We start from the raw sequence: 19,829 nt of genomic DNA, 5'->3' as shown, positions 1-19,829 counted from the left end.
GGGTTGTGCACCTCGACACCGGCCGGGGGCGCGATGTCGGCGGCGGTGACCAGACCCGGGCCCTGCTTGCGCAGGTACATCACGACCGGCTCGTCGTGCTCCGAGGAGACGACCAGCTGCTTGATGTTGAGGATCAGGTCGGTGACGTCCTCCTTGACGCCCGGCACGGTGGTGAACTCGTGCAGGACACCGTCGATACGGATGCTGGTGACGGCAGCGCCGGGGATCGACGACAGGAGGGTGCGGCGCAGGGAGTTGCCGAGGGTGTAGCCGAAGCCCGGCTCCAGCGGCTCGATCACGAACCGGGAGCGGAACTCGTCGACGACCTCTTCGGTCAACGAGGGTCGCTGAGCGATCAGCATGGTGTGGATCCTTCAGTCGCGGGCGCCCGCTATTTGACGCCCTGCTGGTACTGCAAGGGTACGGGCGGTACGGCCCTTTCACGGAGCCGTACCGCCCGGAGACCTCAGGCCCGAAGGCGTCGCGTCAGACGCGGCGGCGCTTCGGCGGACGGCAGCCGTTGTGCGGGGTCGGGGTGACGTCCTGGATGGAGCCGACCTCGAGGCCCGTGGCCTGCAGGGAGCGGATCGCGGTCTCACGACCGGAACCCGGGCCCTTCACGAACACGTCGACCTTGCGCATGCCGTGCTCCTGGGCGCGGCGGGCAGCCGACTCGGCGGCCATCTGCGCGGCGAACGGCGTGGACTTCCGGGAGCCCTTGAAGCCGACGTGGCCGGCGGAGGCCCAGGAGATCACGTTGCCGGACGGGTCCGTGATGGAGACGATCGTGTTGTTGAACGTGCTCTTAATGTGCGCGTGGCCGTGAGCGACGTTCTTCTTTTCCTTGCGGCGCACCTTCTTGGCAGCGCCCTGACGACCCTTGGGGGGCATCTAGTAACTCCTACGGGGAGGTGGTCGGTCCTACAGCGAAGACCGCTGATGAAGCGTTGTCCGCTGAGGACTACTTCTTGCCCGGCTTCTTCTTGCCGGCGATGGCGCGACGCGGGCCCTTGCGGGTGCGGGCGTTGGTGCTGGTGCGCTGACCGCGGACGGGCAGGCCGCGGCGGTGACGCAGACCCTGGTAGCAGCCGATCTCGACCTTGCGGCGGATGTCGGCCTGGATCTCGCGACGGAGGTCACCCTCGGTCTTGATGTTGTTGTCGACGTACTCACGAATCGCGACCAGCTGCTCTTCGGTCAGGTCACGGACGCGGGTGTTCGGGTCGATGCCGGTCTCGGCCAGCGTCAGCTGGGAGAGCGTGCGGCCGATGCCGAACACGTAGGTGAGGGCGACTTCCACGCGCTTTTCGCGCGGGATGTCAACACCGGAAACGCGTGCCACTTCAATGGCTCCTGGTGATCATCGGAGGTCTTCCGCAGGACCGGATCCCGGCCGCCGGCCTCTTCTGTGTCGAAGAGTAGGTACGGCCTGGGTCCCCGGCCTCCGAGCCGGGGGTGTCGAGCCGTGTCGGCTCGGGCCCTGCGTATGAACAAATTCAGCTTGCGTCGCGCGAAACTCTGCGATGAATGCAGAGGGATCGGTCGTGCGTCAGCCCTGGCGCTGCTTGTGGCGCGGGTTCTCGCAAATGACCATGACCCGACCGTGACGGCGGATCACCCTGCACTTGTCGCAGATCTTCTTGACGCTCGGCTTGACCTTCATGGGATTGAGGTTCTCCGGGTCAGTTGCCGGCAGCCCCGCTCACACGGGACCTGGGCAAGATCTACTTGTATCGGTAGACGATCCGGCCACGCGTCAGGTCGTACGGAGACAGCTCCACCACGACCCGGTCGTCAGGGAGGATGCGGATGTAGTGCATACGCATCTTGCCGCTGATGTGTGCCAGGACCTGGTGGCCGTTCTGGAGCTCGACCTTGAACATCGCGTTCGGAAGAGACTCGACGACAGTGCCCTCGATCTCGATGGCACCTTGCTTCTTGGCCACGCTTCGCCCTTCGAATCGACTACCTTGATCGACTCTCGCACTTTCCCTTTCGGGCGCATGCGGGCATGCGGGTGCACGAGAGCCGACGAGTCAGTCTACGTCAGTGCACCCGGAAAGACGAATCGAGAGAGATTGCCCCGCGGAGCAGATCATTAAGCACGCTCATGTGGAGCACCCCGTCAGGGGCGCGGGGAACCGCGCGAGCGACCCTGACGGCCCCCGGTGCCGAAGAAATGATGCTCAGCCCAGCGGATCCGGCGCGGCCGCGATCCCGTGCTCGGCGAGCTTCGCCCTGCCCCCGTCGGGAGACGTCAGCACCAGCGGACCCTCCTCGGTCAGTGCCACGCTGTGCTCCCAGTGCGAGGACCACGTCCCGTCGGTCGTGATGACCGTCCAGTCGTCCTCCAGCACCTCGGTCCGCGGCGTGCCCAGCGACACCATCGGCTCGATGGCCAGGCAGAACCCGGGGACCAGCTTCGGACCCTTGCCCCGGCGCCGGTCGACGTAGTTCAGCAGGTGCGGGTCCATGTGCATCTCGGTGCCGATGCCGTGGCCGCCGTAGTCCTCGATGATCCCGTACCGGCCGCCGCCCGGCTTCGGCTGGCGGCGGATGTACGTCTCGACGGCCCGGGACACGTCCACCAGCCGGTTCCCCTGCTTCATCGCCGCGATGCCGGCCCACATCGACTCCTCGGTCACCCGGGAGAGCTCGATCAGCTCCGGAGCGTGGCCGGAGCCCACGAAGGCCGTGTAGGCCGCGTCACCGTGCCAGCCGTCGACGATCGCACCGCAGTCGATGGAGATGATGTCGCCGTCCTTGAGAACGACGTCCTCCGCGGGGATGCCGTGGACGACCACGTCGTTGACGGACGTGCAGATGGTGGCCGGGAAGCCGCCGTACCCGAGGAAGTTCGACTTGGCGCCGTGCTCGGCGAGCACCTTGCGGGCGACCTCGTCCAGGTCCTTGGTGCTGGCACCGGGGACCGCCGCCTCGCGGGTGGCCGCGTGGATGGCCGCTACGACCAGGCCCGCCGCCCGCATCTTGGCGATCTGCTCGGGGGTCTTGATCTGCACCATGGGTGGCCTGCGCTCTCCGTCACTCACGTCAACGTCAACCGGATATCTGTACAACAGTACGGCCGCGGCACCCGAGGGGGCACCGCGGCCGGAACCGCCGCAGAACTACTTCTTGTCGTCCTCGTCCCGTCCGAGCGCTTCCAGCGCCCGCTGCGTGATCTCCTCCACGGGGCCCAGCGAGGAGATCGTACGGACCAGGCCCTGCGACTTGTAGTAGTCGATGATGGGCTCGGTCTGCGTGTGGTAGACCTCCAGCCGCGTACGGACGGTGTCCTCGGAGTCGTCGTCACGCTGGTAGAGCTCGCCGCCGCAGATGTCGCAGACACCTTCGGTCTTCGGCGGGCTGTACGTCACGTGGAAGACGTGGCCGTTGTCCTTGCGGCAGATGCGGCGACCCGCGATCCGCTTGACGACCTCGTCCTCCGGGACCTCCAGGTCCAGTACCGCGTCGAGCTTGATGCTCTCGTTCTTCAGCAGCTCGTCGAGAGACTGGGCCTGCGAGACGTTCCGCGGGAACCCGTCCAGCAGGAAACCGCCGGTCGCGTCCGGCTGCTCCATGCGGTCCTTGGCCATGGCGATGGTGACCTCGTCCGGGACGAGGTTGCCGGCGTCCATGTAGGACTTCGCGAGCTTCCCGAGGTCCGTCTGCTGGCTGATGTTGGCCCGGAACAGGTCGCCCGTGGAGATGTGCGGGATCTTCAGCTTCTCGGCGAGGCGAACGGCTTGCGTTCCCTTACCGGCACCGGGCGGCCCGACGAGGACGATTCGCATCAGCGGAGGAACCCTTCGTAATTGCGCTGCTGAAGCTGGCTCTCGATCTGCTTCACCGTTTCGAGGCCCACACCCACGATGATGAGGATGCTGGTGCCACCGAACGGGAAGTTCTGGCTTGCCCCAAAGCCAACCAACGCCATCGTCGGTACGAGAGCGATCAGCCCCAGATACAGCGAACCCGGCCAGGTGATCCGGTTGAGCACGTACGACAGGTACTCAGCGGTCGGTCGGCCAGCCCGGATACCCGGGATGAAGCCACCATACTTCTTCATGTTGTCGGCTACTTCCTCGGGGTTGAAGGAGATAGCGACGTAGAAGAACGCGAAGAAGACGATCAGCAGGAAGTACAGGGTGATGTAGATCGGGTGGTCACCCTTGGTGAGGTTCGTGCTGATCCACTGTTTCCAGCCCGAGTTGCCGCCGGCGAACTGCGCCACGAGTGCCGGGATGTACAGCAGCGACGAGGCGAAGATGACCGGGATCACACCGGCCTGGTTCACCTTGAGCGGGATGTACGTCGACGTACCGCCGTAGGACCGGCGGCCGATCATGCGCTTCGCGTACTGGACCGGGACCCGGCGCTGGGCCTGCTCGACGAAGACCACCAGGGCGACCATGACCAGGCCGACCGCGATGACGGTGCCGAACTCGATCCAGCCGTCGGCCAGCGTGCCCTGCTTCTTGATGGCCCACAGCGCGGACGGGAAGGTCGCGGCGATCGAGATGAACATCAGGATCGACATGCCGTTGCCGATGCCGCGGTCGGTGATCAGCTCACCGAGCCACATGACGACGGCCGTACCGGAGGTCATGCAGATCACCATCGTGATGGTGGTGAAGATCGCCTGGTCCGGAACGATGCTGGAGGCGACGGTGCAGCCGGAGAAGAGCGCGCCGCTGCGGGCGGTGGCCACCAGGCCGGTGCCCTGCAGGATGGCGAGCGCCACCGTCAGGTAGCGGGTGTACTGGGTGATCTTCGTCGTGCCCGCCTGGCCCTCCTTCTTCAGGGCTTCCAGACGCGGGATGACCACGGTCAGCAGCTGAAGGATGATGCTGGCGGTGATGTACGGCATGATGCCGAGCGCGAAGATCGTGATCTGGAGCAGCGCGCCACCGCTGAACATGTTGACGAGACCGAACAGGCCCTGGTTGCCGGAGGCCTCGTTCACACACGTCTGAACGGCTTTGTAGTTGACGCCGGGGATCGGGATGTGGGTACCGACCCGGTAGACCACGATGATGGCCAGCGTGAAGAGCAGTTTCTTGCGCAGGTCGGGCGTCCTGAACGCCCGGGCGAACGCGGTGAGCACGGTGCCTCCTGCGACCCCCGCGTGTGCGCGCGTGAGGTGGATGACTAAGGGTTTGATGGCCTGTGGAACGAGATTACGGCACGCCAAGACGGCGCTGGATACCAGCGGCCCAGCCTACCCATATCGAGGTCCTTACGGGACACCGATCCGCATGGCTCTTCCAGGGCAATGTCTCGAACACGTGCGTATAAAAACCGCTTACCGCTCGCACGGGCATGCCACAACCGTCCGGGTCGAACGGCTGATCGACAACCCGTGGCATGAGAACGGCCGGGGACGCCCTCTTGCGAGGGCCGTCCCCGGCCGTCTCCGCTGACCTGGGTCAGACGGTCACCGGGCTCAGACGAGCTCGGTGACGGTGCCGCCGGCGGCGGTGATCTTCTCCTTGGCGGAGCCGGAGACGGCGTCGACCGTCACCTGGAGCGCCACGGAGACCTCACCCTGGCCGAGCACCTTGACGAGGCTGTTCTTGCGAACGGCACCCTTGGCGACGAGCCCCTCGACGGTGACCTCGCCACCCTCCGGGTACAGCGCCGCCAGCTTGTCGAGGTTCACGACCTGGAACTCGGTCTTGAACGGGTTCTTGAAGCCCTTCAGCTTCGGAAGACGCATGTGGAGGGGCATCTGGCCACCCTCGAAGCGCTCCGGCACCTGGTAACGGGCCTTCGTACCCTTGGTACCACGACCAGCCGTCTTACCCTTCGACGCCTCACCACGACCCACACGGGTCTTGGCGGTCTTGGCGCCCGGGGCGGGACGGAGGTTGTGGATCTTGAGCGGGTTGTTCTCCGCCATGATCAGTCGACCTCCTCGACCGTCACGAGGTGGCGGACGGTGTGCACCATGCCGCGGAACTCGGGGCGGTCCTCCTTGACGACCTGCGTGTTGATGCCCTTGAGACCAAGGGAACGCAGGGTGTCACGGTGGTTCTGCTTGCTGCCGATGTAGGACTTGACCTGCGTAATCTTGAGCTGCGCCATGATTACGCACCCGCCCCGGCACGCGCACGCAGCAGAGCCGCGGGAGCGACGTCCTCGAGGGGCAGACCGCGGCGGGCCGCGATCTCCTCGGGACGCTGCAGGCCCTTGAGGGCCGCCACGGTCGCGTGCACGATGTTGATCGCGTTGTCGGAGCCCAGGGACTTCGACAGGATGTCGTGAACGCCGGCGCACTCGAGCACGGCACGCACCGGGCCACCGGCGATAACACCGGTACCGGGCGACGCGGGCTTGAGCAGGACGACGCCGGCAGCCTTCTCACCCTGGATGGGGTGCGGGATGGTGCCCTGGATACGGGGGACCTTGAAGAAGTGCTTCTTGGCCTCCTCAACACCCTTGGCGATGGCGGCCGGCACCTCCTTGGCCTTGCCGTAACCGACACCCACGGTGCCGTCACCGTCGCCCACCACGACCAGCGCGGTGAAGCTGAAGCGACGACCACCCTTCACAACCTTGGCGACGCGGTTGATCGCGACAACGCGCTCAACGTACGCGGTCTTCTCGGCGGCAGCAGCGCCGCCGTCACGGCCCTTCCGGTCCCGCCGCTCGCCGCCACCGGCACCGCCACCGCGGCGCTGGGGTCCAGCCATTGGATTACCTCTCTCTTTCCGCTAGCTACAAGCGGCTCAGAACTTGAGCCCGGCCTCGCGGGCGGCGTCCGCCAGGGCGGCGATGCGCCCGGCGTACTGGTTACCACCACGGTCGAACACCACGGCCTCGACACCGGCGGCCTTGGCACGCTCGGCGACCAGGGCGCCGACCTGCTTGGCCTGCGCGGACTTGTCACCCTCGCCACCACGGACCGAGGTGTCCAGCGTGGACGCCGACGCCAGGGTGTGACCCTTGATGTCGTCGATCACCTGGGCCACGATGTGGCGGTTCGAGCGGGTAACCACCAGACGGGGACGCTCCGCCGTACCGGAAATGTTCTTACGGATCCGGATGTGACGGCGCTTGATCGCGGCGCGCTTGTAGGCGTCGCCCTTGAGGATCTTCTGTCCGTATGCCATGGCTTACTTACCCGCCTTTCCGACCTTGCGGCGGATGACTTCGCCCTCGTACTTGACGCCCTTGGCCTTGTACGGGTCAGGCTTGCGCAGCTTGCGGATGTTGGCCGCAACCTCGCCGACCTTCTGCTTGTCGATGCCCTCGACCTGGAAGCGGGTCGGGTTCTCCACCTTGAAGGAGATGCCCTCGGGGGCCTCGACCACGATCGGGTGGCTGTAACCGAGCGCGAACTCGAGGTTCGCACCCTTGGCGGTCACGCGGTAACCGACGCCGCTGATTTCGAGCTTCTTCACGTAACCCTGGGTCACGCCGGTGATCATGTTCGCCACCAGCGTGCGGGACAGGCCGTGCAAGGCCTTGCTCTGACGCTCGTCGTTGGGGCGGGTCACCGCGAGAGTGCCGTCCTCGCCCTTGGCGATGTCGATCGGAGCCACGATGGTGTGGGTCAGCTCGCCCTTGGGGCCCTTGACCTTCACCGTGCGACCGTCGATGGTGACGTCCACGCCGGCGGGAACCGCGATGGGGAGCTTGCCGATACGCGACATAGCTGTTTCCTCCGTTCCCTTCTGCTACCAGACGTAGGCGAGGACTTCCCCGCCTACGCCCTTCTTGCCGGCCTGCTTGTCGGTGAGGAGCCCGTGAGACGTGGAGATGATCGCCACGCCGAGGCCGCCCAGCACCTTGGGCAGGGAGGTGGACTTCGCGTACACCCGGAGACCGGGCTTGGAGATCCGCTTGATGCCCGCGATGGAGCGCTCACGGTTGGGACCGAACTTCAGGTCCAGGACGAGGTTCTTGCCGACCTCGGCGTCCTCGACCTTCCAGCCCGTGATGAAGCCCTCCTGCTGGAGGATCTCCGCGATGTGAGACTTGATCTTGGACGCCGGCATCGTCACGGAGTCGTGGTACGCCGAGTTCGCGTTCCGCAGACGCGTCAGCATGTCTGCGATCGGATCAGTCATGGTCATGAATTGGCCTGTGGCCTCTCTCGCCGGGGTTTCCTGGTGCGCCATCCCTCTCCCCGATCCGAGACGGGGCGGGTGCGGCGCGGTGGACCTACGGCGTAGTAAGTCGTACGGGCGACTGTCAGGCGCCCAACCCTCCAAGCCTAAGCCATGAAGGGGTGGGCACCTGACACGCCCATTGCTTACCGAGAGCCTCTGGAATCCCTAAAGGGCGGATTACCAGGAGCTCTTGGTCACGCCCGGCAGCTCGCCACGGTGAGCCATCTCACGAAGGCACACGCGGCACAGGCCGAACTTGCGGTACACGGAGTGCGGGCGGCCACAACGCTGGCAGCGGGTGTAGCCACGCACACCGAACTTCGGCTTGCGAGCAGCCTTGGCAATCAGAGCCTTCTTCGCCATCTCGCTCACGCCTCCTTGAACGGGAAGCCGAGGTGACGAAGGAGCGCGCGGCCCTCAGCGTCGTTGGTCGCCGTGGTCACCACGGTGATGTCCATACCCCGGGTGCGGTCGATCTTGTCCTGGTCGATCTCGTGGAACATGACCTGCTCCGTGAGACCGAAGGTGTAGTTGCCACGGCCGTCGAACTGCTTGGGGGACAGACCACGGAAGTCGCGGATGCGCGGCAGCGCGAGCGACAGGGTGCGGTCCAGGAACTCCCACATGCGGTCGCCACGGAGCGTGACGTGGGCACCGATCGGCTGGCCCTCACGCAGCTTGAACTGCGCGATGGACTTGCGGGCCTTGGTGACGGCCGGCTTCTGACCGGTGATGGTGGTCAGGTCGCGGATCGCGCCCTCGATCAGCTTCGAGTCACGGGCGGCGTCGCCGACACCCATGTTGACCACGATCTTGACGAGGCCGGGGATCTGCATGACGTTCTCGTAGCTGAACTCGTCACGCAGCTTGCCCGCGATCTCCTCGCGGTACTTCAGCTTCAGACGCGGAGCAGTGGTGGTAGTCATCAGATGTCCTCACCCGTCCGCTTGGCAACGCGGATCTTGTTGCCTTCGTCGTCGAAGCGGTAACCGACACGCGTGACAACCTTGTTGCCGTCCTTCTCAACGACCAGCTGGACGTTGGAGACGTGGACGGGCGCCTCGGTCGTGACGATGCCGCCGGCCTGCGAACCGCGAGCGGTCGGACCGGCCTTGGTGTGCTTCTTGACCCGGTTGACACCCTCGACCAGGACACGGTCCTCGCGGGGGTAGGCCGCGATGACCTTGCCCTGCTTGCCCTTGTCCTTACCGGTGATGACCTGGACCAGGTCGCCCTTCTTGATCTTCATGCTTACAGCACCTCCGGAGCCAGCGAGATGATCTTCATGAACTTCTTCTCGCGCAGCTCACGCCCGACCGGGCCGAAGATGCGGGTGCCGCGAGGGTCACCGTCGTTCTTGAGAATGACGGCGGCGTTCTCGTCGAAGCGGATGTACGAGCCGTCCGGACGGCGGCGCTCCTTGACGGTGCGAACGATGACCGCCTTGATGACGTCACCCTTCTTCACGTTGCCGCCGGGGATCGCGTCCTTGACGGTGGCGACGATGACGTCACCGATGCCCGCGTAGCGGCGACCGGAGCCACCGAGCACACGGATGCAAAGGATTTCCTTCGCACCAGTGTTGTCGGCGACGCGCAGTCGCGACTCCTGCTGGATCACGTCTATCTCCTGTGTGTCTGCCGGTTCCCCGGGGGCCGTTCAGGAGAACGGCCCCCGGAGCCTGGCGGAACTGTCCTGCGAGGGATGCCCCGCAGGAGAATTACTTGGCCTTCTCGAGGATCTCGACGATGCGCCACCGCTTCGTGGCGGACAGCGGCCGGGTCTCCATGAGGAGGACACGGTCGCCGACACCCGCGGCGTTCTGCTCGTCGTGCGCCTTGAGCTTGTTGGTACGGCGGATGACCTTGCCGTACAGCGCGTGCTTGACGCGGTCCTCGACGGCGACGACGACGGTCTTGTCCATCTTGTCGCTGACGACGAGACCCTCACGGGTCTTGCGGAAGCTGCCGCGCGCCTCAGTGTTCTCAGTCACGTTGCTCTCGCTCATCAGGCGCTCTCCACCGTCTCGATGCCCAGCTCGCGCTCACGCATCAGGGTGTAGATCCGCGCGATGTCCTTGCGGACGGCCTTGAGCCGACCGTGGTTTTCGAGCTGACCCGTCGCCGCCTGGAAGCGGAGGTTGAACAGCTCTTCCTTGGCCTCGCGGAGCTTGTTCAGCAGCTCCTCGTTGCCCAGCTCGCGCAGCTCGGACGCCTTGGTACCGGCCGACATCACGCTTCACCTGCCTCGCGCTTGACGATCCGGCACTTCATCGGCAGCTTGTGGGCTGCGCGAGTCAGGGCCTCACGGGCGATCTTCTCGTTGGGGTAGGACAGCTCGAACATGACCCGGCCCGGGTGCACGTTCGCGATCCACCACTCGGGAGAACCCTTACCGGAACCCATGCGGGTCTCGGCAGGCTTCTTCGTGAGCGGGCGGTCCGGGTAGATGTTGATCCAGACCTTGCCGCCACGCTTGATGTGGCGGGTCATCGCGATACGAGCCGCCTCGATCTGGCGGTTGGTCACGTACGCCGGCGTGAGGGCCTGGATGCCGTACTCGCCGAACGCGACCGTGGTACCGCCCTTGGCCTCACCACGACGCTTCGGGTGATGCTGCTTGCGGTGCTTGACCCTACGGGGGATCAGCATGTCGGTCAGGCCTCCGTTCCGGTGCTCTCAGCAGCCGGAGCGGCAGCGGCCTCGGCCTGGGGGGCCTCGGCAGCGGGAGCCTGCTGCGGCTTGCGACCGCGCCGCTCGCCACCACGGCCACCACGGGCCGGGCGGTCACCAGCGCCACCGCCACGGGCCGGGCGGTTGCCGGCGCGGGCTGCGGCGTTCTCGGCGCGGACCTCGGCGATGTTCTTGACGTCGCCCTTGTAGATCCAGACCTTCACACCGATGCGGCCGAAGGTCGTCTTGGCCTCGAAGAAGCCGTAGTCAACGTTCGCGCGGAGCGTGTGCAGGGGCACGCGGCCCTCGCGGTAGAACTCCGAGCGGGACATCTCGGCGCCGCCGAGGCGGCCACCGCACTGGATCTTGATGCCCTTGGCGCCGGCCTTCATCGCCGACTGCATGCTCTTGCGCATGGCACGGCGGAAGGAGACGCGGGAGGAGAGCTGCTCGGCGACGGCCTGGGCCACCAGCTGAGCGTCCGTCTCCGGGTTCTTGACCTCGAGGATGTTCAGCTGGACCTGCTTGCCGGTCAGCTTCTCCAGGTCACCGCGGATGCGGTCGGCCTCGGCGCCGCGGCGGCCGATGACGATGCCCGGACGCGCGGTGTGGATGTCCACGCGGACGCGGTCACGGGTGCGCTCGATCTCGACCTTCGAGATGCCGGCGCGCTCCATGCCGGACGTCATCATCCGACGGATGGCGACGTCTTCCTTGACGTAGTCCTTGTACAGCTTGTCGGCGTACCACCGGGACTTGAAGTCCGTGGTGACACCGAGCCGGAACCCATGCGGGTTAACCTTCTGGCCCATTACCGGGTTCCTTCCTTGCTGCTGACGACCACGGTGATGTGGCTGGTCCGCTTGCGGATCCGGTAGGCACGGCCCTGGGCACGCGGCCGGAACCGCTTCAGGGTCGGGCCCTCGTCGACGTACGCCTCGGAGATGAAGAGGCTGTCGGCGTCGGTGTGGTCGTAGTTGTGCGCGGCGTTGGCGATGGCGCTGTCGAGCACCTTGCCGACCGGCACGGAGGCTGCCTGCGGAGCGAATCGCAGAACAGCCTGAGCCTCCGTGGCATCCATGCCACGGATAAGGTCCACCACGCGGCGGGCCTTCATGGGCGTAACGCGGATGTACCGCGCCTGGGCCCTGGCTTCCATGGTTGTCCCTCTCAGTTACTTACGTGTCTGAATGCGATCCGCTACTAGCGGCGCTTCGACTTCCGGTCGTCCTTGACGTGGCCCCGGAAGGTGCGGGTCGGCGAGAACTCGCCGAGCTTGTGGCCGACCATCGACTCGGTGACGAACACCGGGATGTGGGTCTTGCCGTTGTGCACCGCGAGGGTGTGACCCAGCATGGCCGGGACGATCATCGAGCGGCGGGACCAGGTCTTGATGACGTTCTTGGTGCCGGCTTCGTTCTGGGCGTCCACCTTCTTGATCAGGTGGTCGTCGACGAAGGGCCCCTTCTTCAAGCTACGAGGCATCTCAACCAGTCCTTAACGCTTCTTGTTCGTCTTGCGGCGGCGGACGATGTACTTGTTCGACGCCTTCTTGGGCGAACGAGTACGACCTTCCTTCTTGCCCCACGGGGAGACGGGGTGACGACCACCGGACGTCCGGCCCTCACCACCACCGTGCGGGTGGTCGACCGGGTTCATGACGACACCACGGACGGTCGGGCGAACGCCCAGCCACCGCTTGCGGCCGGCCTTGCCCCAGTTGATGTTCGACTGCTCGGCGTTGCCGACCTCACCGACGGTGGCGCGGCAGCGCGCGTCCACCATGCGGATCTCGCCGGACGGCATACGGAGGGTCGCCATGGCGCCCTCACGGGCGAGCAGCTGCACCGAGGCACCCGCGGAACGGGCGAACTTGGCGCCACCGCCGGGACGGAGCTCGATCGCGTGGATCGTGGTACCGACCGGGATGTTGCGGAGGGCCAGGTTGTTGCCCGGCTTGATGTCGGCCCCGGGACCGTTCTCCACGGTGTCGCCCTGCTGCAGGTTGCGCGGGGCGAGGATGTAGCGCTTCTCGCCGTCCGCGTAGTGCAGCAGCGCGATGCGCGCGGTGCGGTTGGGGTCGTACTCGATGTGCGCGACCTTCGCCGGCACGCCGTCCTTGTCGTGACGACGGAAGTCGATCACTCGGAAGGCGCGCTTGTGTCCGCCACCCTGGTGGCGAACGGTCACACGACCGGCGTTGTTACGGCCGCCCTTGCTGTGCAGCGGGCGGACCAGCGACTTCTCCGGCGTGGACCGCGTGACCTCGACGAAGTCGGCGACGCTGGCGCCACGACGGCCCGGCGTAGTCGGCTTGTACTTGCGGATTCCCATTTCTCAGTCCTCGTCCGATATCGGACGATCCGACCCGCTTACGCGGTCGGACCGCCGAAGATGTCGATACGGTCGCCCTCGGCGAGGGTCACGATCGCGCGCTTGGAGCCCGCGCGCTGACCGAAACCGGTCTTGGTGCGCTTGCGCTTGCCCTGGCGGTTGAGGGTGTTGACCCCGGTGACCTTGACGTCGAAGACCGCCTGGACGGCCTGCTTGATCTGGGTCTTGTTGGCGCCGGGGGCGACGATGAACGTGTACTTGCCCTCGTCCAGAAGCGCGTAGCTCTTCTCCGAGACGACCGGCTTGAGCAGCACGTCACGGTGGTCCGTGAAGGACTTGCTCAGCGGGGTCTCGACGGTGTTCTTGCCCTCGGCCTCGTGGCGGCGCGCCTTGGCGACGCGCGCGGCCTTGGCGGCCTTGGCGGCCTTCGAGGCGATGCTCGGGTGACGGATAGCCATCAGACCTCGGTCCCTTCGGTGTCGTTGGCCTTCGGGCCGGCGACGAAGGACTCGAGAGCGGCCTGGGTGAAGACCACGTCGTCCGAGACGATCACGTCGTACGTGTTCAGCTGGCCCGGCTCCAGGATGTGGACCTGGGGCAGGTTGCGGGCGGACAGCCACGCGGCCTCGTCGGCGCGGTCGACGACCAGGAGCAGGTTCTTGCGCTCCGAGATCTTGCCGAACAGCGTGCGAGCGGCCTTGGTGCTGGGGTTCTCGCCCTCGACCACGCCGGTGACGACGTGGATGCGGTTGTGGCGCGCCCGGTCGGTGAGGGCGTGACGCAGAGCGGCAGCCTTCATCTTCTTCGGGGTGCGCTGCGAGTAGTCACGCGGCTGCGGGCCGTGGACGACGCCACCGCCGGCGAACTGCGGGGCGCGGGTCGAGCCCTGACGGGCGCGGCCGGTGCCCTTCTGGCGGTACGGCTTCTTGCCGCCACCACGGACTTCGCCACGGGTCTTGGTCTTGTGCGTGCCCTGGCGGGCAGCCGCGTTCTGCGCGACGACGACCTGGTGGATCAGCGGGATGCTGACCTTCTCCACGCCGAAGATCTCCGCGGGGAGCTCGACGCTACCGGTCTTCTCGCCGGCAGGCGAAAGGATGTCAACAGTGCTCATCGGTACCTCAGGCCCCCTTGGCCGCGGTGCGGACCAGGACGAGGCCGCCGTTCGGACCGGGAACCGCGCCCTTGATGAGCAGCAGACCCTTCTCCGCGTCAACGGCGTGGACGGTCAGGTTCTGGGTGGTGACCCGCTCGTTGCCCATGCGACCCGCCATGCGGAGGCCCTTGAACACGCGGCCCGGGGTGGCGCAGCCACCGATGGAACCGGGAGAGCGGTGCTTGCGCTGGGTGCCGTGACCGGCGCCGAGGCCCTTGAAGTTGTGACGCTTCATGACACCGGCGAAGCCCTTGCCCTTGCTCTTGCCGGTGACGTCGACCTTCACGCCGGCCTCGAAGACCTCGGCGGTGACTTCCTGACCGAGGGTGTACTCGGTGGCGTCGGCCGTCCGGATCTCGACGAGGTGACGACGGGGGGTGACGTCGGCCTTCGCGAAGTGACCCTTGAGGGGCTTGTTCACCTTGCGCGGGTCGATCTCGCCGAAGGCGAGCTGGACGGACTCGTAGCCGTCGACGTCGTTCGTACGGACCTGGGTGACGATGTTGGGGCCGGCCTTGACGACGGTGACCGGGACGACACGGTTGTTCTCGTCCCACACCTGCGTCATGCCGAGCTTCTCGCCCAGGATGCCCTTGATCTGCTTAGCCATTCTCAGATCACCGGCCCTCAGAGCTTGATCTCGATGTCGACACCGGCCGGGAGGTCGAGTCGCATCAGAGAGTCAACGGTCTTGGGGGTCGGGTCGAGAATGTCGATCAGGCGCTTGTGCGTGCGCATCTCGAAGTGCTCGCGCGAGTCCTTGTACTTGTGCGGCGACTTGATGACGCAGTACACGTTCTTCTCAGTGGGCAGCGGCACCGGGCCCGCGACCGACGCACCAGTGCGGGTCACCGTCTCGACGATCTTCTTCGCCGAGGAGTCGATGACCTCGTGGTCGTAGGCCTTGAGCCGGATGCGGATCTTCTGTCCCGCCATGGCTACTCAGTAGTCCTGTCTCTGTCAACGCTCTGGAACCCGGCGGATTCCTTCTGCTGCCTTCGTTCCTCCGACCCACGCGGTCGGGCGTGTCGCGCTCCCGCTGACACAGATGCCCCTTGTTCGAACATCCCTGCGGGGAATGCACACGGCCCTTCCGGAACCGCAAGCCGAGGGCGAAAGGCCCACCGGGCGCCTGGCCGGTGCCGCACCTTGCTTCCCGAAAGATTCCCGTACGTCCGTCCCAGTGCTGCCGTAGTGGCAGTTAGGACGACGAGTACTGTGGGACTCGCTTCCGGTCCCCCCGGCGGGAGGCGCGCAGCATCAACACTCGACCGAGCAACCCCGCTAGTCTGCCATACGGGACAGGGGGCTGGCCAATCGAGCCGGAGAGAATACCCCCAGGGTGACGTAGGTCAAACACCCGGCCGACCGGACCCCGCTCGCACCGCTCGCCGGGCGGCCTCCCGCGAGGCGGATCCCCCGTTACGACGGCGGCCGCGGCGCGCTCCCGCCCGGAGCGGGCTCGGTGGCGATGACGTGCCGTACCTGCCAGCGTGCCTCCTCCCAGCGGGCGAGACGTCCGGCCTGCCGGGGGTCGTCGCCGTGGTCCGGGAACCGGCTCGCGGCTCCGCGGCCGAGGTCCGCCTGGATCTCGTGCGCGACGTCCCGCACGGTGATCAGGGAGCTGGGCGTGCCGCACCCGCGCGCCTTCTCCATCATCCGCTGGCAGCCCACACGAACGGCCTGCACGGTCAGCCCCGCGCCCGGAGCGAGCCGGTTGCGGTTGCCCTCCCACCGCTCGGCGGCCTCGTAGAGCCGTTCGTGCGCCCGGAGCAGCCGTGGGCCCGCCTCGCCGAGATCGATCGCCTCGTGCGCCGCCGCGAGGCACTCCTGGCACGCGGCCATCACCCCCGGCTCGATCTCCGCCTCCTGGACTTCGAGCGCGTGACGGGCGAAGTCCAGTGCCAGGTGTGCCGCACGTCTCTCGTCGACCTGGCCGAGCAGTTCATCGAGCAGCCTGGGCAGAACGATCACTCTCAACTCCTACCACTCACTGCGCCGGCGGCTCAGGATGTCCAGCAGTTTCTCCGTGTCACCCGTCGCGATCTCGAAGCTGCCCCGTGGGATTCCGACGGCCTCCGCGGCCCGGGCGGCATTCGTGAACTGGTTTCCCTTGGTGACCTTCTCCGCGTTCATCTTGTGGTCCACGACCCACCCGACCCGGTTCTTCTTGTTGGTCATGTCGACGATCACGAAGTCGCCTTCGGCCTGCTTGCCGTGCGTCCGGTAGACACGCAGGTTCGTCCGCTTCTCCAGGAGCTTCTGGACGAACTCGCGCTCGGGCGGACTCATCTCGAACGGGGTGCCCTTCTTCACCTGCTGCCCCGCCCGCACCCGGATGGGCTGGTAGGGCGAGAGGCCGTAGGGATCGGACCACGTCAACGGGTTGTGGACGTACGTGTTCGGATTGGGTGCGGCGCTCAGGCCCAGCGGGTCCGGGCTGAGATACCGGCCGGTCTCGGGATCGTAGTGGCGGTGCAGGTTGTAGTGGTGACCCGTCTCCGCATCGTGGTACTGACCCGGGAAACGCAGCGGCGTGTACGCGGAGGCATCGGCGTTCCACGTGGTCGACCCCCACAGGGTGGAGGTCCGGCGCCAGACGACCGTGCCCCGCTCGTCGAGAAGCTCCGTGGGCGATCCGATGGAATCGGTGACGATGGCGTAGAAACGGCTGTCGACCTCCTCCTGCGACATCGTGGCGGCGGCCACCCGGCGGTCCGTCTGTGTCAGCGGGTCCATGCCGCTTTCGTCGAACTCCCAGGTCGTGGTCCGCTCCTCGGGCATGTCGGCCGAGGTGGTGGACTCTTCGACCAGGATGCCCTCGTGCCAGCTGAAACGGGTCTCCTCCAGGACTCCGCCGTCGGGAGCCAGGCGCTGCTTGGCGATGCGACGCCCGAGCGGGTCGTAGGCGTAGCGCCACCCGCTCCCGTCCGGGCCGGCGACCCCGGTCAGCCGGTCCTGGGCGTCCCACGTGTAGCGCCACACATCGGGCTTCCGTGACAGCCGGGTGCGTCGCCGCACGACCAGACGCCCCGCGCCGTCGTGTTCGTAGCGTGTTCGTCCGGCCGAGACGAGACGGCTTCCCGCGTACTCACGAGGTCCGGCGGCGTCCGCGCCCGGGTGGGACGTGGGCCAGGCCGCCTCGGTCTGGTTCCCGGAGGCGTCGTAGGCGTACGTCTCGGTCCACTCGGCCGCCCGCACCCGCACGATCCTTCCGGCCGCGTCGTAGGTGTGGCGCCGCTCGCCGGCGGCGAGCAGCGCGCCGTCGGGCCGCCATGTGTACTCCTGCGGAGCGAGCAGCGCGCCGCTGGCGCCGGTGACCCGCTGGGCGACCAGCCTGCCCGAGCTGTTCCAGGTCAGGGCCAGGTGCGCCATGCCCTCCCAGGCACGGTCCGTCTCCCGGCCGGCCGCGTCGTGGGCGGAGACGACGGTGCGCCCGCCTGTGGCCAGCGCGATCCGCCGGCCGGCGGCGTCGAAGGAGTAGACGGTGTCCGTCCCGGAGGGCGTCCTGCGGCCCACCAGCTGGCCGGCCGCGTCGTAGGTGAGACGAAGCACGCGTCCGTCAACGGTCTCCGAGGTCAACTGCCCCGCGGCGTCGTAGGTGCGGGAGAGCTGTCCGCCGGGCCAGACGGCGCCCGCCAGTCTGCCCTCCGCGTCGTAGGCGAGATCGGTGCTCGCGCCGTCGGCGTCGATGCGCACCGGCCGTCCCATGGCGTCACGTGTGTACCGGACGACCTGCCCGAGGGGTGTCGTCCGGGCGGTGAGTCTCCCGGCCGCGTCGTACGCGTAGCGGAACGCGCGGTCGTCGAAGTCCGACTCGGCGGTGAGCCGCCCGGCCGCGTCGTAGGCGTAGTCCCAGGTACTGCCCGCCGTGTCCACGACGCGGGTCAGCCGGAGGGAGGCGTCGTACTCGAACCGGTGGCGGGCACCCCCGGGTACGGTGCGAGCGCTGAGCAGGTCGAAGTGGGTGTACTCGTAGGACGTCACCGCTCCGGCGGTGTCCGTGTGACTGAGGCAGTTGCCTTCGGCGTCGTAGGTCCACGACTCCGTACCGCCGTCCGGATGGACGGCGCCCAGCAGGTGGCCCTCCGTGCTCCACGACCATCGGGTGGCCTCGCCCAGGGGGTCCGTCTCGGAAACCGTCCGGCCGAAACCGTCCCGCTCCACGACGGTGCGGCCGCCGAGCGGGTCGATCGCCTCGGCCACGAGACCCGTGTCGTCGCACACGAGCCGCGTCGTACGGCCGAGTGGATCGACGAACTCGGTCAGACATCCCCGTTCGTCATAGCGGAAGTGGCTGGTGGCTCCCGTCGGATCGGTGAGGGTGAGGCCGTTGCCGCGTGCGTCGTAGGTGCGCCTCCAGGACCCGCCGTCCCTGGTGACGATCTCGGTGGGCAGTCCGATGTCGCTGTACGCCGTCGTCGAACGGGTTCCGTCCGGATACGTCACGGTCAGCGGTCGGCCGTGTTCGTCGTTCGTGTAGCCGGTGGTGTGGCCGAGTTCGTCGGTGTGAGACAGCAGGTGGTGGTGCCGGTCGTAGGAGGTGCGAGTGGTGTTGCCGAGGGGGTCGGTCTCGGCGATGACGTCGCTGGTGGCGTTGATGACGAAGCGTGTGGTGGCGCCTTCGGCGGTGGAGAGGGTGGTGATGCGGCAGTCGGGCCAGGCGGGGTCGGTGCCGTCGTAGGCCAGGGTGATGGTGATGTGACCGGCGTCGCCGCCCTCGGCGACGCAGCGGTCGTGGCGGTCGTAGACGTAGGCGTAGCGGCTGTTGTTGGTGTCGGTCCAGGAGGTGACGCGCAGCCGCTCGTCGTAGGTGAGGCGCAGGGGCAGGCCGGAGGAGTTGACGGTCTCGGTGAGGTTGCCGTCGGTGTAGCCGTAGCGCTTGACCACGGCATCGGAGCCGTCGGCCGCGGCGCCGGCCAGGGCGAGGGTGGTGATGCGGCCCTCGTCGGTGGTGACACGCAGGTGGTAGCCGCCGGAATGCCGGATCGCGACCGGGGCGCCCTGCTCGTCGTAGTCGAAGGTGATGGTGTGCTCGTTGCGGTCGGTTATCCGGATGAGCAGGGCTGTGCCGTCGGCGGCCGGGCGGGCGAAGTGGCGGGTGTGGCCGGTGAGGGGGTCGGTGACGCGATAGCCGCCGTCGTCGTGGCGGGTCAGGGGGCGGCGGGGGCCGGCCTCCGGCCAGACGGCGGCATGTGGTGCGGCGGGGTGCGGGTAGGCGAGGAGCAGGCCGTCCTCGGTGACGTGGACGACGCCGTGCTCGTCGACCTCCAGACGCTCGTCGAACGTCGACGCCCAACCAGGTCCGAACCACCAGCCGCAGCGGTAGTCGGAGGCGACCCGGCGGGTGAAGGACAGCGGCAGCAGGCCGGGCAGCTCCACGTCGCTCTGCGGGAGATACATCGCGCCGGTGGCCATGTCGACCGGGTCGCTGCCCTTGGAACGCACCACGCTTTTCAGCCGGTTGAACGCGCCCTCCGCGCCTTCGGCCAGCATGCCGCGGGCGTTCTTGCCCAGGCCCTTCACGGCGAGGCTCATGGCTTTCATGCC

31 protein-coding genes are annotated in these 19,829 nt (G+C 67.1%); all 31 read right to left on the bottom strand.

The window, feature by feature from the left end; all coding sequences use genetic code 11:
• Nucleotides 1–362, bottom strand: a 362-nt coding sequence (locus tag ACZ4O3_RS43640; RefSeq protein ID WP_467593142.1) for a DNA-directed RNA polymerase subunit alpha, incomplete at its 3' end; no start/stop codon positions are given.
• A gap of 124 nt (nucleotides 363–486) precedes the next feature.
• Entirely contained in the window at nucleotides 487–891 is a 405-nt protein-coding gene (gene rpsK, locus ACZ4O3_RS43635) for a 30S ribosomal protein S11 (RefSeq protein WP_003956432.1), read from the bottom strand.
• Nucleotides 892–961: 70 nt separating this feature from the next.
• On the bottom strand, nucleotides 962–1,342 hold the full coding sequence (gene rpsM, locus ACZ4O3_RS43630) for a 30S ribosomal protein S13 (protein ID WP_020941684.1): 381 nt from the start codon (nucleotides 1,340–1,342) through the stop codon (nucleotides 962–964).
• A gap of 207 nt (nucleotides 1,343–1,549) precedes the next feature.
• Complete coding sequence (gene rpmJ, locus ACZ4O3_RS43625) at nucleotides 1,550–1,663, bottom strand: 50S ribosomal protein L36 (protein ID WP_003998809.1); 114 nt, start codon at nucleotides 1,661–1,663, stop codon at nucleotides 1,550–1,552.
• A gap of 61 nt (nucleotides 1,664–1,724) precedes the next feature.
• Nucleotides 1,725–1,946 carry a translation initiation factor IF-1 gene (gene infA / locus ACZ4O3_RS43620; protein ID WP_003948620.1) on the bottom strand — a complete coding sequence of 74 codons (222 nt, stop codon included), beginning with the start codon at nucleotides 1,944–1,946 and terminating at the stop codon, nucleotides 1,725–1,727.
• 240 nt (nucleotides 1,947–2,186) lie between these two features.
• On the bottom strand, nucleotides 2,187–3,023 hold the full coding sequence (map, locus tag ACZ4O3_RS43615; RefSeq protein WP_362714484.1) for a type I methionyl aminopeptidase: 837 nt from the start codon (nucleotides 3,021–3,023) through the stop codon (nucleotides 2,187–2,189).
• A gap of 105 nt (nucleotides 3,024–3,128) precedes the next feature.
• A complete protein-coding gene (locus tag ACZ4O3_RS43610; RefSeq protein ID WP_362714482.1) occupies nucleotides 3,129–3,794 on the bottom strand; it encodes an adenylate kinase in 666 nt (221 codons plus the stop codon).
• Entirely contained in the window at nucleotides 3,794–5,107 is a 1,314-nt protein-coding gene (gene secY, locus ACZ4O3_RS43605; RefSeq protein WP_362714480.1) for a preprotein translocase subunit SecY, read from the bottom strand. Before secY ends, ACZ4O3_RS43610 begins: the two co-directional genes overlap by 1 nt.
• A 339-nt stretch (nucleotides 5,108–5,446) precedes the next feature.
• Complete coding sequence (gene rplO, locus ACZ4O3_RS43600) at nucleotides 5,447–5,902, bottom strand: 50S ribosomal protein L15 (protein WP_007443991.1); 456 nt, start codon at nucleotides 5,900–5,902, stop codon at nucleotides 5,447–5,449.
• 2 nt (nucleotides 5,903–5,904) lie between these two features.
• Nucleotides 5,905–6,087 carry a 50S ribosomal protein L30 gene (rpmD, locus tag ACZ4O3_RS43595; protein WP_003974250.1) on the bottom strand — a complete coding sequence of 61 codons (183 nt, stop codon included), beginning with the start codon at nucleotides 6,085–6,087 and terminating at the stop codon, nucleotides 5,905–5,907.
• A gap of 2 nt (nucleotides 6,088–6,089) precedes the next feature.
• Nucleotides 6,090–6,695, bottom strand: coding sequence for a 30S ribosomal protein S5 (gene rpsE, locus ACZ4O3_RS43590; RefSeq protein WP_016645168.1), 606 nt, complete (start codon nucleotides 6,693–6,695; stop codon nucleotides 6,090–6,092).
• A 36-nt stretch (nucleotides 6,696–6,731) separates the two neighbouring features.
• On the bottom strand, nucleotides 6,732–7,115 hold the full coding sequence (gene rplR / locus ACZ4O3_RS43585; RefSeq protein ID WP_089099426.1) for a 50S ribosomal protein L18: 384 nt from the start codon (nucleotides 7,113–7,115) through the stop codon (nucleotides 6,732–6,734).
• A gap of 3 nt (nucleotides 7,116–7,118) precedes the next feature.
• Complete coding sequence (gene rplF / locus ACZ4O3_RS43580) at nucleotides 7,119–7,658, bottom strand: 50S ribosomal protein L6 (protein ID WP_362714477.1); 540 nt, start codon at nucleotides 7,656–7,658, stop codon at nucleotides 7,119–7,121.
• A gap of 24 nt (nucleotides 7,659–7,682) precedes the next feature.
• Nucleotides 7,683–8,081: a 30S ribosomal protein S8 gene (gene rpsH, locus ACZ4O3_RS43575; protein ID WP_089099428.1), complete on the bottom strand. Its 399-nt coding sequence runs from the start codon at nucleotides 8,079–8,081 to the stop codon at nucleotides 7,683–7,685.
• 213 nt (nucleotides 8,082–8,294) lie between these two features.
• Nucleotides 8,295–8,480: a type Z 30S ribosomal protein S14 gene (locus ACZ4O3_RS43570; protein WP_003948630.1), complete on the bottom strand. Its 186-nt coding sequence runs from the start codon at nucleotides 8,478–8,480 to the stop codon at nucleotides 8,295–8,297.
• A gap of 5 nt (nucleotides 8,481–8,485) precedes the next feature.
• A complete protein-coding gene (gene rplE, locus ACZ4O3_RS43565) occupies nucleotides 8,486–9,043 on the bottom strand; it encodes a 50S ribosomal protein L5 (protein WP_467727946.1) in 558 nt (185 codons plus the stop codon).
• On the bottom strand, nucleotides 9,043–9,366 hold the full coding sequence (gene rplX / locus ACZ4O3_RS43560) for a 50S ribosomal protein L24 (RefSeq protein WP_030967306.1): 324 nt from the start codon (nucleotides 9,364–9,366) through the stop codon (nucleotides 9,043–9,045). The genes rplE and rplX overlap by 1 nt, the downstream gene beginning before the upstream one ends.
• Nucleotides 9,367–9,368: 2 nt before the next feature.
• On the bottom strand, nucleotides 9,369–9,737 hold the full coding sequence (gene rplN, locus ACZ4O3_RS43555) for a 50S ribosomal protein L14 (protein WP_003992364.1): 369 nt from the start codon (nucleotides 9,735–9,737) through the stop codon (nucleotides 9,369–9,371).
• Between the two features lie 100 nt (nucleotides 9,738–9,837).
• Complete coding sequence (rpsQ, locus tag ACZ4O3_RS43550; protein WP_362714473.1) at nucleotides 9,838–10,125, bottom strand: 30S ribosomal protein S17; 288 nt, start codon at nucleotides 10,123–10,125, stop codon at nucleotides 9,838–9,840.
• The gene (rpmC, locus tag ACZ4O3_RS43545) at nucleotides 10,125–10,349 is read right to left on the bottom strand and encodes a 50S ribosomal protein L29 (RefSeq protein WP_010036720.1); all 225 of its coding nucleotides are present in this window, start codon (nucleotides 10,347–10,349) and stop codon (nucleotides 10,125–10,127) included. The genes rpsQ and rpmC overlap by 1 nt, the downstream gene beginning before the upstream one ends.
• Nucleotides 10,349–10,768, bottom strand: a complete 420-nt coding sequence (rplP, locus tag ACZ4O3_RS43540) for a 50S ribosomal protein L16 (protein ID WP_030788270.1) — start codon at nucleotides 10,766–10,768, stop codon at nucleotides 10,349–10,351. Before rplP ends, rpmC begins: the two co-directional genes overlap by 1 nt.
• A 5-nt stretch (nucleotides 10,769–10,773) precedes the next feature.
• Entirely contained in the window at nucleotides 10,774–11,601 is an 828-nt protein-coding gene (gene rpsC / locus ACZ4O3_RS43535) for a 30S ribosomal protein S3 (RefSeq protein ID WP_093499641.1), read from the bottom strand.
• A complete protein-coding gene (rplV, locus tag ACZ4O3_RS43530; RefSeq protein ID WP_003974262.1) occupies nucleotides 11,601–11,948 on the bottom strand; it encodes a 50S ribosomal protein L22 in 348 nt (115 codons plus the stop codon). Before rplV ends, rpsC begins: the two co-directional genes overlap by 1 nt.
• Nucleotides 11,949–11,992: 44 nt before the next feature.
• Nucleotides 11,993–12,274, bottom strand: a complete 282-nt coding sequence (rpsS, locus tag ACZ4O3_RS43525) for a 30S ribosomal protein S19 (RefSeq protein WP_003992359.1) — start codon at nucleotides 12,272–12,274, stop codon at nucleotides 11,993–11,995.
• A 12-nt stretch (nucleotides 12,275–12,286) separates the two neighbouring features.
• A complete protein-coding gene (gene rplB / locus ACZ4O3_RS43520; RefSeq protein WP_189268841.1) occupies nucleotides 12,287–13,123 on the bottom strand; it encodes a 50S ribosomal protein L2 in 837 nt (278 codons plus the stop codon).
• A gap of 38 nt (nucleotides 13,124–13,161) precedes the next feature.
• Complete coding sequence (gene rplW, locus ACZ4O3_RS43515; protein ID WP_362714470.1) at nucleotides 13,162–13,581, bottom strand: 50S ribosomal protein L23; 420 nt, start codon at nucleotides 13,579–13,581, stop codon at nucleotides 13,162–13,164.
• Nucleotides 13,581–14,237, bottom strand: coding sequence for a 50S ribosomal protein L4 (gene rplD / locus ACZ4O3_RS43510; RefSeq protein ID WP_362714468.1), 657 nt, complete (start codon nucleotides 14,235–14,237; stop codon nucleotides 13,581–13,583). Before rplD ends, rplW begins: the two co-directional genes overlap by 1 nt.
• Before the next feature lie 7 nt (nucleotides 14,238–14,244).
• On the bottom strand, nucleotides 14,245–14,889 hold the full coding sequence (gene rplC, locus ACZ4O3_RS43505; RefSeq protein WP_351318159.1) for a 50S ribosomal protein L3: 645 nt from the start codon (nucleotides 14,887–14,889) through the stop codon (nucleotides 14,245–14,247).
• A gap of 17 nt (nucleotides 14,890–14,906) precedes the next feature.
• On the bottom strand, nucleotides 14,907–15,215 hold the full coding sequence (rpsJ, locus tag ACZ4O3_RS43500) for a 30S ribosomal protein S10 (RefSeq protein ID WP_003948644.1): 309 nt from the start codon (nucleotides 15,213–15,215) through the stop codon (nucleotides 14,907–14,909).
• Between the two features lie 486 nt (nucleotides 15,216–15,701).
• Nucleotides 15,702–16,253 (bottom strand): hypothetical protein, encoded by a 552-nt coding sequence (locus ACZ4O3_RS43495; RefSeq protein WP_467727945.1) that lies wholly within the window; start codon nucleotides 16,251–16,253, stop codon nucleotides 15,702–15,704.
• A 9-nt stretch (nucleotides 16,254–16,262) separates the two neighbouring features.
• Complete coding sequence (locus ACZ4O3_RS43490) at nucleotides 16,263–19,817, bottom strand: RHS repeat-associated core domain-containing protein (protein WP_467727943.1); 3,555 nt, start codon at nucleotides 19,815–19,817, stop codon at nucleotides 16,263–16,265.
• Nucleotides 19,818–19,829: the final 12 nt, after the last annotated feature.

The sequence above is a fragment of the Streptomyces sp. NPDC026515 genome, assembly GCF_055567595.1.
Note: the sequence above shows the minus strand (reverse complement) of the source record. Positions and strands in the feature narration are given on the sequence as shown.

Bases quoted from the DNA above. Each gene is read 5' to 3' on its own strand.
- rpsK (WP_003956432.1), bottom strand. From the start codon at position 891: ATGCCCCCCAAGGGTCGTCAGGGCGCTGCCAAGAAGGTGCGCCGCAAG.
- rpmJ (WP_003998809.1), bottom strand. From the start codon at position 1,663: ATGAAGGTCAAGCCGAGCGTCAAGAAGATCTGCGACAAGTGCAGGGTG.
- map (WP_362714484.1), bottom strand. From the start codon at position 3,023: ATGGTGCAGATCAAGACCCCCGAGCAGATCGCCAAGATGCGGGCGGCG.
- ACZ4O3_RS43610 (WP_362714482.1), bottom strand. From the start codon at position 3,794: ATGCGAATCGTCCTCGTCGGGCCGCCCGGTGCCGGTAAGGGAACGCAA.
- rplO (WP_007443991.1), bottom strand. From the start codon at position 5,902: ATGGCGGAGAACAACCCGCTCAAGATCCACAACCTCCGTCCCGCCCCG.
- rpmD (WP_003974250.1), bottom strand. From the start codon at position 6,087: ATGGCGCAGCTCAAGATTACGCAGGTCAAGTCCTACATCGGCAGCAAG.
- rpsE (WP_016645168.1), bottom strand. From the start codon at position 6,695: ATGGCTGGACCCCAGCGCCGCGGTGGCGGTGCCGGTGGCGGCGAGCGG.
- rplR (WP_089099426.1), bottom strand. From the start codon at position 7,115: ATGGCATACGGACAGAAGATCCTCAAGGGCGACGCCTACAAGCGCGCC.
- rplF (WP_362714477.1), bottom strand. From the start codon at position 7,658: ATGTCGCGTATCGGCAAGCTCCCCATCGCGGTTCCCGCCGGCGTGGAC.
- rpsH (WP_089099428.1), bottom strand. From the start codon at position 8,081: ATGACCATGACTGATCCGATCGCAGACATGCTGACGCGTCTGCGGAAC.
- ACZ4O3_RS43570 (WP_003948630.1), bottom strand. From the start codon at position 8,480: ATGGCGAAGAAGGCTCTGATTGCCAAGGCTGCTCGCAAGCCGAAGTTC.
- rplE (WP_467727946.1), bottom strand. From the start codon at position 9,043: ATGACTACCACCACTGCTCCGCGTCTGAAGCTGAAGTACCGCGAGGAG.
- rplX (WP_030967306.1), bottom strand. From the start codon at position 9,366: ATGAAGATCAAGAAGGGCGACCTGGTCCAGGTCATCACCGGTAAGGAC.
- rpsQ (WP_362714473.1), bottom strand. From the start codon at position 10,125: ATGAGCGAGAGCAACGTGACTGAGAACACTGAGGCGCGCGGCAGCTTC.
- rpmC (WP_010036720.1), bottom strand. From the start codon at position 10,349: ATGTCGGCCGGTACCAAGGCGTCCGAGCTGCGCGAGCTGGGCAACGAG.
- rplP (WP_030788270.1), bottom strand. From the start codon at position 10,768: ATGCTGATCCCCCGTAGGGTCAAGCACCGCAAGCAGCATCACCCGAAG.
- rpsC (WP_093499641.1), bottom strand. From the start codon at position 11,601: ATGGGCCAGAAGGTTAACCCGCATGGGTTCCGGCTCGGTGTCACCACG.
- rplV (WP_003974262.1), bottom strand. From the start codon at position 11,948: ATGGAAGCCAGGGCCCAGGCGCGGTACATCCGCGTTACGCCCATGAAG.
- rpsS (WP_003992359.1), bottom strand. From the start codon at position 12,274: ATGCCTCGTAGCTTGAAGAAGGGGCCCTTCGTCGACGACCACCTGATC.
- rplB (WP_189268841.1), bottom strand. From the start codon at position 13,123: ATGGGAATCCGCAAGTACAAGCCGACTACGCCGGGCCGTCGTGGCGCC.
- rplW (WP_362714470.1), bottom strand. From the start codon at position 13,581: ATGGCTATCCGTCACCCGAGCATCGCCTCGAAGGCCGCCAAGGCCGCC.
- rplD (WP_362714468.1), bottom strand. From the start codon at position 14,237: ATGAGCACTGTTGACATCCTTTCGCCTGCCGGCGAGAAGACCGGTAGC.
- rplC (WP_351318159.1), bottom strand. From the start codon at position 14,889: ATGGCTAAGCAGATCAAGGGCATCCTGGGCGAGAAGCTCGGCATGACG.
- rpsJ (WP_003948644.1), bottom strand. From the start codon at position 15,215: ATGGCGGGACAGAAGATCCGCATCCGGCTCAAGGCCTACGACCACGAG.
- ACZ4O3_RS43490 (WP_467727943.1), bottom strand. From the start codon at position 19,817: ATGAGCCTCGCCGTGAAGGGCCTGGGCAAGAACGCCCGCGGCATGCTG.